Below are 19,725 nucleotides of genomic sequence, written 5' to 3'. Positions count from 1 at the left end.
TTTTTAAATCATCAGCAATAAAAACGGAAATGTTTATGTTCATTCCCGCTTAAAATAACTTAAAATACTAATCCCATAAATAATAAACTTGCACCTAAAGCTAAATAACTAAAAATACCAACAGTTTCTTGACGTTGTTTTTGTGCTTGAATGTCTGCAATCACGATATAAACAAAACCTAAAGCAATACCAAAGGACGATATATTTACGAGTGTTAATAAATGATTACGTCCAAGTAATAACATCATAGTACAAATGATGAAAATGATAGAAATAATTTGTATTGGTGGTTGCTGTGGTGATTGATTAAACCAATGTTGAATACGTTTAGGTGCTAAATCCATATCATTCATTGATTCAAGCAATTTAATCGTAGAAAGCATAAAACCATTAATACCGCTTAAAATTGCACCAATCATAGCAAGAGCAAGAATAACCATACCCCATGAACCAATTTGATTGCGAATACCTTCGCCAGTTGCCCACATTGAACTGTGAATTGCTGAATAATCAAAATTAAAATTAAGTGCGGTCAAATAATTTACTAAAATATAGCAGAAAAAACCTGAAATAAGTGATAAATAAACAATATATTTGGTTTTACGTTGTGAATCACGAATATTTTTAGCGATATGTGGCGTCGTTTCAAAACCAACATACGCCCAAGGTACAACGGCTAACACGGCTAACCATGATGTACTATTTAAAAATGATAATTCTGTGGAAATATTAGGTAAATATTGACTGTGTGTATCAGCATTAAAAATAGACAAGGTGGTTAGAGAAACAATTGCAATGACCATCAAGAGTGAAATAATCAGTTGTATTGATGCACCAGCTCGTAAACCTTTATAATTAACGAGAGCAAATAAAGCCAAAGTAATTAAAGATGCCAATAATTCATTGAGATAAACGTCCCAACCATTTATTTGATATAAGTGTATGATATTCCAATCATTAGGTAGTAAAGTACGCAATAATAATACAATTGCTGAGGCATTTAGGGCAATAATAGCAATATAACCCGCCAAAACTGCCCAGCTATAAATGCGTGCGTGTGTAATGCCTACATATTTTTTTACCCATGCCACCGCACCGCCTGTGTGTGATGATTCTTTATTCATCAAACGGATATAGGAATGAGCCACCAAAATAATTAATGCTGTTCCTAAAGCAAATGCGAATAATGAGCCAAGAAAATTAGTTTTATTTAAAAATAAATCTCCTGGCATGACAAACGCACCCCAACCAATCATTGACCCTAGACTGATGGCGATGGCTTGAGTGGGAGAAATGGCGTGTTTACTCATATTTATTCCTTTGGCTGATGGGCTATATGGTTTATGATGATGGGGTAGTGCTAAAAATAGGTGAGTGATATTCACTCACCTAAGGGAACAAAAATATTAAGCAGCTTGTTCAAAATATGGCTTTGTTCCATTGACTGTAGCACGACGCATGATACGATGAGCATCACCATAGTCAAATAAGGCTTTATGTTGTGTGCAACGATTATCCCAAATTGCTACATCACCTTCTTGCCATTGCCAACGTACCGTAAATTCTTCACGCACCGAATGTTGGAATAAATAATCTAAAATTTCACGGCTTTCTTCAGTAGAAATACCTTCGATATAATCAGTAAAACCTTCGCTGACAAATAAACCTTTACGACCTGTATCTGGGTGAGTGCGTACGACAGGGTGAGTAACAGGCGGATTTTTAGCAATAATCGCTTCTAATTTTGCTTTTTCTTCTTCGCCTTGAGCAAAACGTTCTTCAGGGAATGACAAACGAATATCATGTACTGCATTTAAACCATCAATACGTTGTTTCCATTCATCATCTAAAGCATCATAAGCTGCGGTAGAAGTTGCCCACAATGTATCGCCGCCTACTGGTGGAATTTTAATCGCATGTAAGACACAACCTAAAGGTGGCGTTTCAGAAAATGTTACATCGGTATGCCATAATTCATTATCACGCAAATCAAGCTGATGACTATCCAGTACAATAATTTCTGGTACACCTTCAACGGTAGGGAAAATTGGGTGAATGTGTAGTGAGCCAAAACTTTTAGCTAAAGCCACTTGTGATGTAGGCTCAAGCTGTTGGTTGCGGAAAAAAATCACATGATGTTGTAATAACAATTGCTGAATTTCTGCTAATTGTTCTGGTGTTGCTTCATTTAAGTTAATACCAGAAATCACAGCACCAATATGTTGTTTAATGGGTTGAACTTGTAAGGTGTTTGACATGATGTTTATCCTGTTGGGTTATAAAATTTTGTTGTAATAAATATAGCAGGATAAAAATAACTTGTTAAATAATAAAACTATCATTATTTATATTGATTTAGTATATAAATTAAACTCATAAACTAATGCATTAATCATGCTAAAGAATTTAGATAGAAAATATCCCCCAAATCATTGAATATTTGGGGGATAATGGTTGATAATCAGCTTAATTTATGGTTTATTTACTGCTTTTTGCAATAACTACACTAATGATAAATGCCACAATTGCAGGTAAAATCCAACCTAAGCCAGAACTATATAACGGTAAAATATTGCTTAATTGAGTATCTAATTGCATGATAAATGCTTCTTTTGAGCCTTCAAACATACCGTGTAAGGTTTTCCAACCATCAATAATTGCAAAAAGTGATGTTACCGCAATAGTTAAAACATAAACAATGCGTTTGCCATCAAATAGTTTATCTAAGAATGCTAAAGCGATAATAGCAATAGTTAATGGATAAAGCAACATTAATGCAGGAATTGAGAATTTGATGATATTTGCTAAACCAAAATTCGCAATAGTAAATGAAATTAAAGTAAAAATAATCACCCATTGATGATATGATAATTTGGGTACTAAACGGTTAAAATATTCACCACAAGCGGTAATTAAACCAACTGATGTAGATAGACACGCTAAGAATACAATTACTGCTAATATAGATTTACCTAATGCACCGAAGTAAAAATCTGCACTGCCCGATAATACTTTTGCACCACTGTCTAATGTACCTAATACGCTAACGCTATTTGCACCCATATAACCAATCAACACATAAACAATTGCTAGACAGCCTGCTGCCACTAAGCCTGCACGAGTGGTTAAACTTAACACTTGTTTGTTATCGGTTACGCCCATATTGCGAATGGCTTCAATGACAATAATGGCAAATACTAATGAAGCTAATGCGTCCATCGTACCGTAACCTTCAATCACACCTTTGGTTAAAGCACCTGCTTGATAAGCTTCTGCTGGTGCTTGTAATTCACCCATTGGTGAAATCAAGGCATAACCTGTTAAAACTAAAATGGTTACTAATAATACAGGTGTTAAGATTTTACCAATACGATCGACTAATTTACCTGGAGAAACTGAAAGCCAATAAGACAAAGCAAAAAAGCCAATAGCATAGACAAATAATGCAGTTTTTTGTGAACTTTCATCAACTTCACCTAAAAATGGTAATACACCAATTTCAAATGAAACGGTTGCGGTACGTGGGGTAGCGAAGAATGGGCCAATCGCCAAATATAACATCACGGCGAACCATATGCCATACCATGGGGCAACACGAGAAGCGAGTTGTTGTACATCACGAGAGCCAGAATAGGCAATAGCGATGACTCCAAGTAAAGGTAAGCCTACACCTGTTAATAAAAATCCTGTTAAAGCTGCGGCGATATTCTCGCCTGCTTGTTGTCCCATACCTGCTGGGAAAATTAAGTTACCCGCACCAAAAAATAGAGCGAACAGCATTAAACCTGTTGCAATAAATGCTGTACGATAAGAAGTCGATTGAGACATTGAATGCCCTCTTAAATTTTTAGCGATAGCGAATATAGACATCATATGTGTTAATACTGCTATGTTGCTGTGAATATGTTCTCAACGCTATACGAATTGTTTTTAAATAAAATCAATCACTTACAATCATTTAAAAATGATAAGATACATATAAAGTTGATGTGAAAAAACCTTAAAATAAATATGATTATTTTCAACAATTTATAGACATGAGTTGAGTGTTCAATGTGAATAATATTACATAATAACTATACAAAACACAATATTTATACCATAAAAAGCGTGAAATTATGAAAATATTTTTACAAGTTTAAATCTATATTGGTAATCTTAAGAAATATGATGTTAGGTTAGAGCCAGATTATAATTTCCCGTCCGATTTATAAGGATAAGATTTTACTCTTATCCTTATTAACAGATTAAATCTTAACGTTTACGATCAAATCGTGGACGATTATCTTCAAACTTACGTTTTGGACGTTCATCAAAATTGTGTTCACGACGTTCAGCACGATTATCATCAAACTTACGTCTTGGACGTTCATCAAAATTGCGTTCACGACGTTCAGCACGATTATCATCAAACTTACGTCTTGGACGTTCATCAAAATTGCGTTCATGGCGTTCAGCACGATTATCATTAAACTTACGTCTTGGACGTTCATCAAAATTGCGTTCACGACGTTTAGCACGATTATCATCAAACTTACGTCTTGGACGGTCGTCAAAACTACGCTCACAACGTTTAGATGATTGTTCAGTTTCAGGCAAGCCTAAGTATTTACCTGTTGGACTATAACGAGTTAATGGGCGGTTTTCGCTGACAAGATTTGTTTCATCAACAATGACTCTAGGTGTTGCACGGCGTTGTTCTACACGTCTTGCTTTCATCGGGTTATCTAACATTTTATCAATACGGCGTTTTTCTTCTTCACTAAATACTGCCGTTTGACGTGCAGATAAATTTACTGATTTAGCAAGCTGGTCAATGGCAAGCTGGTCAAGCTCTAACCAACGACCTGTGCGTAATTCTCGTGGTAAATTGATAATACCATAACGAGTACGCAATAAACGGCTCACTTTTAAACCTTGCGATTCAAATAAACGGCGGACTTCACGGTTACGTCCTTCTTTTACCACCACTTGATACCAACGGTTAATGCCTTCGCCACCTAAATCGGCAAAACTTTCAAATTTCGCAAAACCATCTTCAAGTTCTACGCCACGCAATAAAGTTTGACGGATTTGTTGTGTTACATCGCCCATCACACGCACGGCATATTGGCGTTCAATGCCATTTGATGGGTGCATTAAACGATTGGCTAATTCGCCATCATTGGTAAATAATAATAAACCAGAACTATTAATATCTAAACGTCCGACCATCACCCAACGGTCTTGAGAAATGGTTGGTAAATGGTCAAATACCGTTGGACGACCTTCAGGGTCATGGCGTGAACAAATTTCGCCCTCAGGTTTGTAGTAAATGACGACACGGCGACGTGTATCACGTTCTTTACCAAATTGGATTTTACGACCGTCTAAGCGTAATTCATCGCCAACTTCAACACGTTCGCCTAAAGTTGCCACACGACCGTTAATACTAACACGTCCTTCGCTGATCATTTGTTCCATAGCACGGCGTGAGCCTAAGCCAACACGTGCCAATACTTTTTGTAGTTTTTCAGTCATCTTTGTTACCTAATATCACTTTACGCTATTATAGTGGATTTTCGCTAGAATTGCTTGAGAAACTTTCACTATTTTTTACACGCTCTACGCCATCAAGTGTAATATTCAACTGTAAAAAATCTCGAGCTAACCAGTATCGTCCTGTATAATATTGTTTTACTTCAGCACGGATATGTCCCATATTGCTAATTTCACTTTCCACATCTTCAAAAGCTAAATAACGCCCACTAAAGTGGGTTAAAGCCAAATAGGGAATGTGCTGATGTTGTGCAAACTGAGCGATTTGTTTACTACTGCTATGTTTGGGGTCAAAAGCATTCTCCGTGCGAGATTTAATTTTTTCAGCAATATCATGGGTATAAGTTGCTTCATGCACTAGTAATTGAATATCTGATACATAAGGGGTGAGTAAATCAGGTTGGTCATTATCTCCTGCGATGATGATATTTAAACGCTCAGTTTTTTGTTCACAATAATCATCAGCGAGTAAAATTTCACCATTGTCTAAGGTAACATCAAAACCATGTTGTAATTTGCCCCAAATTGCACTTGGTTGGATATTTTTGGCTAATAATTTATCGCTGTGCAATTTATTGTAATGTAAAGTTTGTGAAATTTTAAACCCCATACACGCAATACGATGTGAAAGGGCAATGGCTTGAATATCAACATGATGATGGTCGCTTATTGCTAATTGAAAGCCATCAAAGCTTTCATGATGAAGATAATCAATTTCAAAATGGCGATGGGCGTGGGTTAGTTGTAAACTTATTTCCACAAAAGTTTGTACATCTTTAGGGCAAATAATGGTGAGTGGTGCGGTACGCCGATTCATAGCCATACTCGATAATAAACCTAATAGGCCATAACAATGGTCGCCGTGTGCATGGGTAATGCAAATCACGCTTAAATCCATCAGCGATAATGATGTTTTTAAAATTTGATGTTGTGTTGCTTCGCCACAATCCACTAAAATCCATGGTGTTTTTTTGCTTTTACTATGCGTATTGATGAGTGAAACTGCAATGGCTGATACATTACGATATTTGCTTGGTGTACCTGCAGATGTGCCTAAAAACTGAACTTGTAGCATGATGGATATTCCATTCTAATTCATTATAAATGATTAATTTGTATGATAAAAAATGCTCTATAAATTGAGCTTAATGTTTAATCTCATTGATATTTTCAAAAGCAGTCGTAAATTCTGCTGTTTCGCTTAAAGGTGGCAAATCGGCTAAACTGGTAACACCGAAGGCATTTAAAAATGTAGGTGTGGTAATCAGTAGTGCAGGGCGACCAGCAATTTCACGATAGCCTGATTCTTTAATCCAATTCCAGTCAAATAACGTGCGTAAAATTTGGCTGTTGTTACTCACGCCACGAATTTGTTCAATATCTGAACGAGTAACAGGCTGATGATAAGCAATTACTGCTAAAATTTCTAAAAGTGCTGGCGAGAGTTTAATTTGGCGTTCAGGTTGTGCTTGTACAATGGCTTGACGATATTTTTCTCGCACTTGAAAACGAAAACCTTGTGCCGTTTCAATTAGTTCAATCGAGCGACCGTGTTGCATTAATGCCACTTGTTGTATAAATTGGCGTAATTGTGTGCTACTAAAACGCTGACCTAAGGCTTGTTTCAAACGTGCTAAACTTACAGGCATTTCACTAGCAAAAATAATTGCTTCAATTTGTAATAAAACATCATGAATATCAATAACTTCTGCACCGTTTTTATCAGTAATATTGTTGTTCATTGTTCTACCTCTGAAATGGTTAATGTTTGTTCAATACCATCATGTACAATCTGAATTTTTTGCTGACGAGTGAGTTCTAAAACCGCCATAAATGTAACCACTAAGCCCATTTTACCTTGTTTGGCATTGAGTAATTGGTAAAAATTAAGGGTTTGATATTGTTGAATTTGTTCTATGATAAAATTTATTTTATCTTCAAGGGAAATTTGTTCAGGTGCAATGGTATGTACAATTGCTTCAGGACGATTAAACACACAAATTAATGCATCTTGTAATAATTGGATATTAAAACCAGAACGCTGTTGTTCAACATCGCCCAATAAAACTTGGGTTTCAAAAGTATCTCGCCCTAAAATTGAGCATTGACCTAAACGTTCAGCCGCTTGTTTAATGCGTAAATAATGCTCTAAACGATTGATTAATTCTTGTTTAGGGTCTTTTTCAATGGTTAAGGTTTGTGGTTTTGGTAACAGTAAACGTGATTTTAAGTCAGCTAATAGGGCAGCCATGACCATATAATCGGCAGTTAGTTCGATGTTGAGCGATTTCATACTGTCGATATAATGTAAATATTGCGTGGCAATCGGTGCAATATCGAGTTGTAATAAATCAAAACCGTTTTTACGAATCAGATAAATCAAAAAATCCAAAGGTCCTTCAAACCGTTCTAATAATACAGCAAAGGCTTCAGGGGGAATATATAAATCATCAGGAATTTCGGTTTGCCATTCATCTAATACACGAATAGTTGGTGTTGATGATTGCATTGCTGATTGGATTTCAGGTTGTGCCACGACTTGCAAATCACTCGTAAAAATGGAAAAATACTCGATTATTTTATGCTATTCTCAATAGACATTAAGTTATTGATTTTATGTAAGGGCGAATTGCAATTCGCCCCTACAAGTTTTAATTAACGTTAATTCGAAGTATTCTAAAATATAACCATTTGATATTTAAGAGTAGATAGATTAAATTGATGAGCAGTAGGTAGGGTGCGTACCACGCACCTTTTTATAACTTTTCATCAAAATGGTGCGTAATACGCACCCTACGTATTCTTTTATTTTCAATTGGTTATAAATATATAGAACCAAACTGCTGATTATTTAAAAGTAATCAATATATTGTCAAAAGATGTTGAGAATGCTATTTATTTTAACATATTATAGAAGGAATATCATGCAAATTTTACGCTTAAAATTATGTAATTTGGCTTCATTAGCAGGAGAACAAGAAATTGATTTTCAGCAACAACCGTTAAAATCAGCAGGTTTAATTGCCATTACAGGACGGACTGGTGCAGGGAAATCAACCTTACTTGATGCGATGTGTTTGGCATTATACGACCAAATTCCACGTTTTAAAGGCTCAACACATGGTACGACTGATGATTTTAGTAAATCTAGCGATACCCGACAGATTTTAACACGTGGTACAGGTTTTGGTTATGCTGAATTGGAATTTATTGGCATAGACCAAAAGCGTTATATTAGCCGTACTGAAATGAGTCGTGTGCGTAAAAAAGCGACTGAAAAATTAAAAGCTAATAGTCGTAGTTTAATGTGTGTTGATGATGATTATCGAGTATTAGCGACTAAAACCAAAGAGTGTGAGCAACTCATTGTTGAAAAAACAGGGTTGAATTTTGAACAATTTACACGAGCGGTTTTATTGGCACAATCTGAAGTAAGTGCATTTTTAAAAGCCAAAGATGACGAACGTGCTCAATTATTGGAGCATTTAACAGGCTCGCATATTTTTAAAAAAATTGGGCAGATGGCGTATGAACAACAAAAAAATGCCAAATCAGCTTATGAACAGGCCCAACAATTAACAGGTATGGTTGAATTATTAGCACCTGAAGAATTTCAACAAAAACAAGAACAATATCAGCAGGTTAAAATAAAATTGCAACAGTTACAACAACAGATTGAGCAAATCAATCAACAACAAAAACAACATTTAGATTATCAACAATTGCAAGCTGAACAACATGATTATCAACAGCAATTAATTGATTTAAAACAACAAAATGTCGAGCAACAACAGCAACGTTTAAATGAGTTACAAGCCTATCAACACATTGCAGGCGAATGGCAATTATGGCAAGCATCGGAATTGACCATTCAGCGTTTACATGGCGAGATTGCACAAGTACAACAACATATTAATACACATCAACAGTCGTTACAGCAGGCTCAATTTGCTTATCAACAAGCAGTAGTACAGCAACAGCAGTTACAACCTGCATTAGAACAACAACTGATTGATATTGATGTGGTATTAGATAAACATCAACGTATGGAGCAGTTGCGAGCAGATTTTAAACAAAAACGTCAAGAATTAACGCTTTTAACAGAGCAACAAGCCGATGATGAACGACAATTACAGCAATTAAATCAACAATATATAGCAGGGCAACAACAGCAACAGGATTATGAAAAAAATATACAATCGTTAAATTATTTACAACAAGAACCAAGTGCATTTTTAGCATTATTAACTGAATATCAGCAATATAATCAAAAGTTTGTAAAATTATTAGCACAGTATGATGAAAAATTGACATCGCCTGTGGATTGGTGGAAAAGTTATCAACAATTACAGCAAAATTTGCATGAGTTTCAACAAAAGTATGAGAGCTTAGAGCGTTTACAACAGCAACAAACGCAACATTACCAACAGATGAGCCAAGTCAATCAACAGAGACAGGCTTTGCAAACTGTTTTGCAACAATGGCAATCTTTAGAGAAAGAGCAACAACAACTCGCTACACTCAAACAGCAAGTTGATGAATTAACACAACATTTGCAACAAGAACAGCAATCAGAACAACAGCGTCAGCAAGATTATCAACGTATAGAACAGCAATGGCAAACTGCATGGGATATTTTACAGCAACAAAAACTTATTCATAGTCAAGATGTGAAATATTTGCGTAGTCAGTTGCAAGAACATCAGCCGTGTATGGTATGTGGTAGTGAACATCATCCTTGGCGTGAAAACTTACAACAAAATTTATTAACATTGCAACAACAGCAAGAACAAGATTATGCACAACAAAAACAGCAAGCATGGGATTTATGGCAACAACAGCAACAGCAAAGCTTGGCGATACAACATCAATTACAACATCATCAGCACAATTTACAGCAATTAGAACAGCAGTATCAACAACATCAAGCAGAATTGACTGTTCAAATACAGCAAGATAAATCTTTAAGTAATGATATGTTGTTAGATGATACGATTGATGAGCAATTATCACAAAAATTACAACACAACCAATATCAATTACAAAAGGTTGAACAGGACTTATCGCAGTTAGAAGGTATAATTGAGCAGTATCATCGCTTACAAAATAAACTCAATCGTGAACATGAATTAGAACAACAATATCGTATTTTACAAATGATTGATGATAAAATTGTACACAAATTATCATCTGAATATCAATCACAATGGAAAAATCAGCATTTAGCTTGTATTGAACAATGGTCTGCCGATTTACAACAACAAATCGATTATGAGCAAAAATTGGCGGAATTACAGCTAAAGCAAACTGATGTATTAAAACAGCAACATTTATTACAACAAAAAAATGAATATTATCAAAAAGATAAAGAAAAATTACAGCAATTGATAGAGCAAGTTAAACAGCAAGGACAGCAACTTAAAACTGAAAATGAACAGATATTTAGCAAGTATCAGAGAGAAGATCAACAAGAATTAGAAAAGCCATTGTTGTGGAAACAGCGTATTTTGGCTGATGTAGAACAGTTAAAAATACATGTGCAACAATCGTTACAATCTCAACAACAAGCAGAGCATCAATATGAAAAATATCAGCAACACTTGCAATTATTGGAGCAACAATTAGTTGAACACCAGCAACAGCAACAAGTGAGCCGTATTAAAATTAATCAATGGCAACAACATCATAAATTTGATGATGGTTGGTTGATACAATTATCGCAAAATCATCAAATTCATGATGAATTAATATTACTAAAACAAACAGTTGAACAACATATACAGCACCTAACAACTGTGCATAGTAAATTAGAGTTGATACAGCAAAAAATGCAAGCTATTGATATTAAAGAACTTGGTGATTTTGCCGAATTAACATCAATTATACAACAACTTCATGACGAGCAAACGCAATATCAACAGCAGTCTGATGAATTGGGTAGTATTTTAAAATTACAACAATCACAACAGGAAAAATATCAAATTTATCAACAACAATTTATACAAGCTGAGCAAGAATATATGCGTTGGAATCGTATTCATCAGTTGATTGGTATTCGTGATGGTGGAGAATTTCAACGTATCGCACAGCAATATTATTTAGATATTTTATTGCAATATGCGAATTATCAACTAGCTCAATTAACACAACGTTATGAATTATGCCGTATTAATGAAAGTTTGAGTTTGTCTATTATTGACCATGACATGAATGATGAGCAACGTGGTGTTTTATCACTTTCGGGTGGGGAAAGCTTTTTAGTGTCATTATCTTTGGCATTAGGTATTGCTCACATGGCATCACATCATTTGAAATTGGAAACCTTATTTATTGATGAAGGTTTTGGCACACTAGACCAAGAATCATTACATATAGTCATGGATACACTTGATCGTTTGCAAGGGCAAGGGCGTAAAGTGATTTTAATCTCGCATATTCAAGAAATTCATGAGCGTATTCCTGTACAAATTAAGGTTGCAACCTGTGGTGAAGGTAAAAGTAAGCTAAATATTGTCTAATTAATAGACAAGCATCTATATAATGATGATAAAATACTTGTGTTTTTAAACGGTTGTATTAAAATATAAAATCATGTCATCTGATGAGTTTATAAATCATGAATGCACCTATATTTACAGAAATATCACCACCGAAATGGTTAAAAGGTGGTCATTTTGATACTGTTTATGCAAAAGCCTTGCAAGCGGAACGCCCTGATTATCGCCGTGAACTATTGGCAGATAGTACAGGAAAAACATTAGTTGCGTATGATTTTGTTGATGCAGATGATAAAGATGCACCTTTAGTGGTGTTATTTCATGGATTGGAAGGTAGTAGTGAAAGTCATTATGCCATTGCATTAATGCACGCTGTGAAACGTTTGGGATGGCATGGTGTGGTAGCACATTTTCGTGGTTGCGGTGGTGTATCGAATACGGCAGGTATTGCCTATCACTCAGGTGATAGTCATGAAGTAGGGTATATGCTAGGTTTACTCAATCAACGTTATGATAAAATTTATGCGGTTGGTGTGTCTTTAGGCGGTAATGTGCTAGCTAAATATTTAGGTGAGCAAGGGAATGAAGCAATTAGTAAAATAAATGTGGTAGTCAGTGCACCTTTAGATTTGATTGATGCATCAAAACGGATGTCGAAAGGATTGAGTAAACGAATTTATATTCCTTATTTTTTACGTACTTTACGTCCTAAAATTTTGAGTGAGGCAGAATATCATGACCCAGAGTTAGTAGAAAAAGTCATGAAAAGTAAAACCTTGACTGAGTTTGATACTTATTTTACAGCACCTAAACATGGATTTAGTAGCCCTGAAGATTATTATCGCCGTAGTTCTGCAAAGCCTTATTTAAAATATATTCAATATCCGACTTTAGTGATTAATGCTATCAATGATCCATTTATGACACCAAAAAGTTTACCTAAAGCACATGAAGTGTCATCAGCAGTACAATTATTACAGCCGAAACGTGGAGGGCATTTAGGTTTTGTGTCTGGCAAAGGTAAGGGTAATATTGATTGGTTACCTGACACGATTTTGCATTTCTTTCAACATTATCATCAATAAGGCTAATGAATATTTAGCCTTTTGCTAATTGTAAATAATGCTGGTGTTGAATAATAAGTTGCTCGTATAGCTGAGTTGTATCTTGGTTGTTTAAAATGACATCATCTGCTAGGGCTAATCTTTGTTGGCGTGAAAATTGTGTATTGATAATTTGTTTAATCTGTTCTAACGTTTGATGATCTCGTTGGCTAGCACGTTGTAATTGTGTTTGTTCATCAACATCAATGAGTAGAGTACGATGTACTAATAAATGTTGTTGTGTTTCAAATAGCAAAGGTGAAACTAGAATATGATAAGCACTTATTGTTGTCTGTTGTAATTGCTCGATAATAGATTGGCGAATGATAGGGTGAGTAATTTGTTCAAGTTGTTTTTTTGCGTCTGGGTTATTAAAAATATGTTTTCTTAAAGCAAGACGATTGAGTTCGCCTTGTTCTGTTAAAACCCAGTCACCAAATTGTTGCTGAATTTGTGTTAGAGCAGGTTGCCCAAGGGCAACGATTTCTCGAGCAACAATATCGGCATCGACGACATAAATTCCTTGTTGTTCAAACCATTGGCTGGCAGTCGTTTTACCGCTACCAATGCCACCTGTTAAACCAATGATTAATTTTTGATGACTCATTTGATAAATAAGCCTAAATAAGATGCCATAATTTGATTACCCCATAATAAAGCAATCCATGCAGCAATAGCAATATATGGGCCAAAAGCAAAAGGACGACTTTCTTTATAAATAGCAAATAAGATACCACCTACAATTGAACCTAATACTGCTGAAGTAAAAATAATAAAGGGTAATAAGCCAGTACCTAGCCACGCACCCACTGCAGCGAGTAATTTAAAATCACCATGCCCCATGCCTTGTTTACTTGTAATCAGTTTGAAAATAACACATACTGACCAAAGAGATAAGAAACCGATTAAAGTTCCCCAAATGGCTTGAGCTGGAGAGATAAATAATCCAAAACTATTTACAGCAAGTCCCAAACCAAGTAATGGATAAACCAAACGGTCTGGTAATAATTGTGTATCAAAATCAATACCAATCAGTGCGATTAATATCCATGTAAAAATCACACCTGCAATCATTGTTAATGATAAGCCAAAATTATAAACTACTACGAGAGAAGCAAGCATAGTAGCTAACTCTACAAATGGATAGCGTGCAGAAATAGGATTTTTACAGCCACTACATTTACCACGTAATAAAACAGCCCAGCTAATCACAGGAATATTTTCATACCAACGAATACGATGTTGGCATTTAGGGCAGGTTGAGGCAGGAACACTTAAGGTAAATTTTTCTTGTTCAGGATAAGGTTGGTCTGGATTTTGGAAATAATGAATTTCTTCTTTCCATTCATTTTCCATGATTTTAGGTAGACGATAAATCACTACATTTAAAAAGCTACCTACACATAAACTCAAAATGCCTACAACTACATAAAGTAGTGCAGGCATTTCGGTAAATAATAGGATTAAGTTTTGCATTAAATTACAGAACCCATGTTGAAAATTGGTAAGTACATCGCAATAACCAAGCCACCAATTAACACACCAAGAATAGCCATAATCAGTGGTTCCATCATAGAGGTTAAACCATCTACAGCCGTATCTACTTCATTTTCAAAGTGTGTTGCAACTTTATCTAACATAGCATCTAATGCACCTGATTCTTCACCAATCGCAACCATTTGAATTGCCATTGCAGGGAACTTATCTGCATTACGCATGGCAAATTGTAATTGCTGACCTGACGCAACATCATCACGAATTTTCATAACCGCTTGTTCATAAATAACGTTATTTGTTGCACCAGCAGTAGATTCTAAAGCATCAATTAAAGGTACACCTGCAGCAAAAGTGGTCGCTAAAGTACGGCTATAACGTGCAATGATAGCTTTATAAATGATATCTCCAAAGATAGGTGCTTTAAGCGATGCTTTATCAAGCAAATCACGGAATTTTTGACTTTTTTCCTTAGCTTTTGTGAATATAAAAATAGTGATTGCTATACCCATAATCAATACAAACCACCATTGCTGCATCCATTTAGACATATTCACTACTAACTGAGTAAATGCAGGTAATTCTGCACCAAAACCTTCAAATAGTTCTTGGAAAACAGGAATTACTTTTACCATCAAAATAATTGTTACAATAATTGCTACTGCAATAACAGTAATGGGATATTTCATTGCACTTTTAATTTTTTGCTTTAAAAGCTCACTTTTTTCTTTATAAAGTGCCACTCGATCCAACATGGTTTCTAAAGCACCAGATTGTTCACCTGATTCAACAAGGGAGCAGAATAAGCGGTCAAAATATTGTGGATATTTTTTTAATGCACCAGCGAAAGTATTACCCCCCTCAACCTCACCTTTAATACCTAGCACCACTTCACGCATTGCAGGATTATCTAAACCTTCAGCTACAATTTCAAAGCTTTGCACTAGAGGTACACCTGCTTTCATCATAGTTGCTAATTGACGTGTGAAAATTGTAATATCAAGTGTTTTAATTTTTGGCTTAAAAAATTTATCTAAAGGATTCGGACGCTTTTCTCGAATACTATCAACAGTAATACCTTGTTTACGTAGTGTTGCTTTAGCAAGTGCCATATTTTTTGCAGGGAATTCCCCTTTAATTTTTACACCTTTACGATCAACACCGACATAGGCAAACATTGGCATCATTTCGGCTTTTTTAACAGACATAATCAATTATCCTTTTATGTTTTATTCAGCAGTTACACGGCTAATTTCTTGTAAGGTTGTAACACCTTGCATGACTTTAAGTAAACCAGAACGGCGTAAATTATTAAAGCCAGCAGCTTCAGAAGCTTCTGCAATTTCAATTGCATTACCATCACGCATAATAATTTTGGAAATTTCAGGAGTCACTTTCATCACTTCATACACACCAACACGTCCTTTAAAGCCTTCACGACATTCAGAGCATCCCACTGGTTCAAATAGTTTAAATTCTGGATTATCTAACTCTTCAGCTTTAAAACCAAGTTCGAGTAAACTAGGGCGCATATTTTCAACATCAGCTTTAGGCATTTCTTTTTTACATTGAGAACAGAGTCGGCGTGCAAGTCGCTGTGCAATCACCAAGTTTACTGAAGTGGCAATGTTAAATGATGGTACACCCATATTACGTAGACGTGTCAAGGTTTCAGGAGCACTGTTGGTGTGTAGGGTGGACATTACCATGTGTCCTGTTTGTGCAGCTTTAATTGCAATTTCAGCAGTCTCTAAATCACGAATCTCACCGACCATGACTACATCAGGGTCTTGACGTAAGAATGATTTGAGTGCTGCAGCGAATGTTAAGCCAACTTTAGGATTAACGTTTACTTGGTTAATGCCTTGTAAGTTGATTTCCACAGGATCTTCAGCTGTTGATATATTAGTATCTTCAGTATTTAAAATATTTAAACCAGTATAGAGAGAAACAGTTTTACCAGAACCTGTAGGACCTGTAATTAATAACATACCTTGAGGTTTTTCAAGTGCTTCTAAAAATAGTGCTTTTTGATCAGGTTCATAACCAAGTGCATCAATACCTAACATGGCACTTGATGGGTCAAGGATACGTAGTACTAATTTCTCACCAAATAAGGTTGGTAATGAGTTTACACGAAAATCAATTGCTTTGGTTTTTGATAATTTAAGCTTAATACGTCCATCTTGTGGAATACGTTTTTCAGAAATGTCCATTTGTGACATAACTTTTAGACGAGCAGCTAAACGTCCTGCTAATTGTAATGGAGGATTAGCAATTTGTCTTAATACACCATCTATACGATAACGTACACGATATACTTTTTCATAAGGTTCAAAGTGTAAGTCAGAAGCACCCATACGAATCGCATCGACTAGGAGTTTATTAATATATTTTACAATAGGTGCTGAATCCTCATCTCCACTATCATCATCTTGCTCTTCTTCTGAACTACTAGCTTCTACATCAAGATCCATATCATCATCAGAAAAAGTAAAATTATCTTCAGCATTATAAAGCTGACCAATTACTTTTTCTAATTTATCATGTTCGACAATAATTGATTCGACATTGAGCTTACTACTAAAGCGAATTGCATCAAAAGCTTCAATATTAGTTGGGTTACTGGTTGCAACATATAAGATATTACCACGTTGTAATAGAGGTAATATTTTGTATTTTGTAATGACTTTTTCTTCTACAATACCTGTAGGAACAACAGAAGTATTATATAAAGAAATATCAAATAATGGCTCACCAAAATCATTAGAAATCGCTTGTGCAATTTGAATAGGTTTAATACGATGATTTTCTATTAAGTATGGTACAATGTCCGTTTGTGCTTTACGAGAAGCTTCAATTGAACTTTGCATATTTTCAGGCGTAATAAGCTCTTCTTCAACAAGACGTCGAAGAAAGCCTGTAAATTTAAAATTTCCTTGAGCAGACATATGTTGCGACACCTAAATGTTTCATTTTGGAAATGTAATATTAGTTGTATATTGTAAATGATTTAAACTATTGTGAAAATACAAAAAAGAGAAATTAAGCATATTTTTTGTTAAAAATGTAGATAATGTAACTTTTTATAGTGTAATTTCACTATATATTTTTATATTAGAGAAAAATATGCTAAAAATTATTTACTATTTAGTAAAAAACCACTATCAATAGATAGTGGTTTTTATATAAATTTGGCGTCCCTACGGGGATTCGAACCCCGGTTACCGCCGTGAAAGGGCGATGTCCTAGGCCTCTAGACGATAGGGACATTTGACTTGGTGTATATTAATGATTTTCTAAGATGTTGTCAAGTACATATGGTGATAGTTTGTTTAAAATATGACAAAATAATTCAGCCGTTTTTTGTGTATCGTATAAAGCAGAGTGAGCTTCACTATTATCAAACTCAATACCTGCAACTTGGCAAGATTTAGCAAGTACAGTTTGACCAAACATTAATGCACTTAATGTAACAGTATCAAATACAGAAAATTGATGAAATGGACTTTGATTTTTAAGTTTAGTACGAGCAATCGCAGCTTGTAAAAAGCTTAAATCAAAATGTGCATTATGTCCAACTAAAATGGTCTTAATGCATTGTTGTGCTTTGCGAACTTCATTTAATTCTTTGAATATACGTTTAAAAGCAGATTTTTCATCTTCTGCCATTGCCATACGAATAGGATTGAAGGGATCAATCCCTGTAAAGCGTAAACTTTCTTGATTAAGATTTGCACCTTCAAATGGTTGTAAATGTGCATGAATCGCAGAACTAGGTACAAATTGACCTTGTTTATCATAGATAATTGGAATACAAGCAATTTCTAATAATGCATCTTTTTGGGCATTAAAACCCGCTGTTTCAACATCAACAACAACAGGTAAATAACCACGAAAACGTTGAGCAATTGGAGAGATATCGGCTTGTATCTCCGATTTTTCAGTCATTGTGTTATTTAAATGAGATGTGTCTTGGCTCATTGTTTTTTCCAATTTAATGTTTGTCCTGCATAAAGCGGAATAATACTTTGCCCATCTAAATAGTCAAATTTTTCAGGAATAGTAAATTCTGTTTTCACTAGCGTAATTGTACTAGTATTGCGTGGTAAGCCATAGAAATCTGCACCAAAATGGCTAGCAAATCCTTCTAACTTATCCAATTTACCAGCATCATCGAAAGCCTGAGCGTAGAGTTCAATAGCAGTTGGAGCAGAGTAACAACCAGCACAACCACACGCATTTTCTTTAGCATTTTGAGCATGTGGGGCTGAATCTGTACCTAAGAAAAATTTAGGATTACCACTTGTTGCGACTTCAATTAAACGTTGCTGATGGTTTTGACGTTTTAAAATTGGTAAACAATAAAAATGTGGTTTAACACCACCAACTAATAAATGATTACGGTTAAATAATAAATGTTGTGGGGTAATGGTTGCAACCACATTTGCACCTTGTTCCCAAACAAAATCTGCGGCATCTGCTGTAGTAATATGTTCCATTACTACTTTAAGCTGTGGAAATTGTTTTAATAATGGGCTAAGTACTTCATCTAAAAAATATTTTTCACGGTCAAAAATATCAACATGATTGTGTGTTACTTCACCGTGCATTAATAATGGTACACCTAGCTCTGCCATTTTTTCAATGACAGGATAAACTTTTATGATGTTTTTAACACCATTTTCAGAATTTGTAGTTGCTCCAGCAGGGTATAGCTTAATGGCATTTACGGTTGTAGATTGGCTAATATCAATGACATCTTGAGTTGTTGTTTGGTCCGTAAAATAAAGCACCATTCTAGGGTCAAATGGATTACCTTCGGGTATATGAGCGATAATTCGCTCACGATAAGCTTCAGCTTCAGCCACAGTTTTCACTGGTGGAACTAGATTAGGCATACAAATAGCACGAGAAAATTGTTTGGCTAAATCAGGGACGGTACGTTTAAGTGCTAAACCATCTCTTAAATGTGCGTGCCAATCATCAGGTTGTAAAAGAGTAATCATTTGCATAGCCTAACCTTTGGAATGATATTTATTATGCGATATTATACTGTAAGTTATTTGTTTTGCAAAATATTCTATTAATCT

14 protein-coding genes, 1 tRNA gene and 1 pseudogene are annotated in these 19,725 nt (G+C 35.2%); 2 read left to right on the top strand and 14 right to left on the bottom strand.

Features of this window, described 5'->3' with window-relative positions; translation table 11 throughout:
* Positions 1 to 59 precede the first annotated feature (59 nt).
* The 7 genes and pseudogenes from LU301_RS08225 to LU301_RS08195 all read right to left on the bottom strand — a co-directional run bounded on the left by LU301_RS08225 (position 60) and on the right by LU301_RS08195 (position 8,047).
* Positions 60 to 1,310, bottom strand: coding sequence for an APC family permease (locus LU301_RS08225; RefSeq protein WP_305269662.1), 1,251 nt, complete (start codon positions 1,308 to 1,310; stop codon positions 60 to 62).
* Between the two features lie 96 nt (positions 1,311 to 1,406).
* Positions 1,407 to 2,258 carry a taurine dioxygenase gene (gene tauD, locus LU301_RS08220; protein WP_305269660.1) on the bottom strand — a complete coding sequence of 284 codons (852 nt, stop codon included), beginning with the start codon at positions 2,256 to 2,258 and terminating at the stop codon, positions 1,407 to 1,409.
* Between the two features lie 220 nt (positions 2,259 to 2,478).
* Complete coding sequence (brnQ, locus tag LU301_RS08215) at positions 2,479 to 3,828, bottom strand: branched-chain amino acid transport system II carrier protein (RefSeq protein WP_305269658.1); 1,350 nt, start codon at positions 3,826 to 3,828, stop codon at positions 2,479 to 2,481.
* Between the two features lie 876 nt (positions 3,829 to 4,704).
* Positions 4,705 to 5,520, bottom strand: a pseudogene (rluB, locus tag LU301_RS12080) (23S rRNA pseudouridine(2605) synthase RluB); the annotation flags it as partial.
* Between the two features lie 28 nt (positions 5,521 to 5,548).
* The gene (locus LU301_RS08205) at positions 5,549 to 6,613 is read right to left on the bottom strand and encodes an MBL fold metallo-hydrolase (RefSeq protein ID WP_305269653.1); all 1,065 of its coding nucleotides are present in this window, start codon (positions 6,611 to 6,613) and stop codon (positions 5,549 to 5,551) included.
* A gap of 70 nt (positions 6,614 to 6,683) precedes the next feature.
* A complete protein-coding gene (gene scpB, locus LU301_RS08200) occupies positions 6,684 to 7,280 on the bottom strand; it encodes an SMC-Scp complex subunit ScpB (RefSeq protein ID WP_305269650.1) in 597 nt (198 codons plus the stop codon).
* A complete protein-coding gene (locus tag LU301_RS08195; RefSeq protein WP_305274031.1) occupies positions 7,277 to 8,047 on the bottom strand; it encodes a segregation and condensation protein A in 771 nt (256 codons plus the stop codon). The genes scpB and LU301_RS08195 overlap by 4 nt, the downstream gene beginning before the upstream one ends.
* 415 nt (positions 8,048 to 8,462) lie before the next feature.
* Here LU301_RS08195 and LU301_RS08190 point away from each other — a divergent pair, with 415 nt between their 5' ends.
* A complete protein-coding gene (locus LU301_RS08190; protein ID WP_305269647.1) occupies positions 8,463 to 12,056 on the top strand; it encodes an AAA family ATPase in 3,594 nt (1,197 codons plus the stop codon).
* Between the two features lie 98 nt (positions 12,057 to 12,154).
* Positions 12,155 to 13,120 carry a YheT family hydrolase gene (locus tag LU301_RS08185; protein WP_305269645.1) on the top strand — a complete coding sequence of 322 codons (966 nt, stop codon included), beginning with the start codon at positions 12,155 to 12,157 and terminating at the stop codon, positions 13,118 to 13,120.
* A gap of 13 nt (positions 13,121 to 13,133) precedes the next feature.
* Here LU301_RS08185 and coaE read toward each other — a convergent pair whose 3' ends face one another.
* From coaE to pyrC, 7 genes are all read right to left on the bottom strand, one after another.
* Positions 13,134 to 13,745, bottom strand: coding sequence for a dephospho-CoA kinase (coaE, locus tag LU301_RS08180; RefSeq protein ID WP_305269642.1), 612 nt, complete (start codon positions 13,743 to 13,745; stop codon positions 13,134 to 13,136).
* On the bottom strand, positions 13,742 to 14,614 hold the full coding sequence (locus tag LU301_RS08175; protein ID WP_305269640.1) for a prepilin peptidase: 873 nt from the start codon (positions 14,612 to 14,614) through the stop codon (positions 13,742 to 13,744). The genes coaE and LU301_RS08175 overlap by 4 nt, the downstream gene beginning before the upstream one ends.
* Positions 14,614 to 15,840: a type II secretion system F family protein gene (locus tag LU301_RS08170; protein WP_305269638.1), complete on the bottom strand. Its 1,227-nt coding sequence runs from the start codon at positions 15,838 to 15,840 to the stop codon at positions 14,614 to 14,616. The genes LU301_RS08175 and LU301_RS08170 overlap by 1 nt, the downstream gene beginning before the upstream one ends.
* A gap of 21 nt (positions 15,841 to 15,861) precedes the next feature.
* Positions 15,862 to 17,583: a type IV-A pilus assembly ATPase PilB gene (pilB, locus tag LU301_RS08165; protein ID WP_305269636.1), complete on the bottom strand. Its 1,722-nt coding sequence runs from the start codon at positions 17,581 to 17,583 to the stop codon at positions 15,862 to 15,864.
* Between the two features lie 244 nt (positions 17,584 to 17,827).
* A tRNA-Glu gene (locus LU301_RS08160) sits at positions 17,828 to 17,903 on the bottom strand.
* Positions 17,904 to 17,920: 17 nt separating this feature from the next.
* A complete protein-coding gene (gene rnt, locus LU301_RS08155) occupies positions 17,921 to 18,583 on the bottom strand; it encodes a ribonuclease T (protein WP_305274029.1) in 663 nt (220 codons plus the stop codon).
* Between the two features lie 29 nt (positions 18,584 to 18,612).
* Entirely contained in the window at positions 18,613 to 19,647 is a 1,035-nt protein-coding gene (gene pyrC / locus LU301_RS08150; RefSeq protein ID WP_305269633.1) for a dihydroorotase, read from the bottom strand.
* Positions 19,648 to 19,725: the final 78 nt, after the last annotated feature.

It is taken from the genome of Moraxella sp. ZY210820 (genome assembly GCF_030674635.1).
Lineage (GTDB): Bacteria > Pseudomonadota > Gammaproteobacteria > Pseudomonadales > Moraxellaceae > Acinetobacter.
The sequence above is the reverse complement of the archived record's forward strand: the minus strand, read 5'-3'. Positions and strand labels throughout refer to the sequence as shown.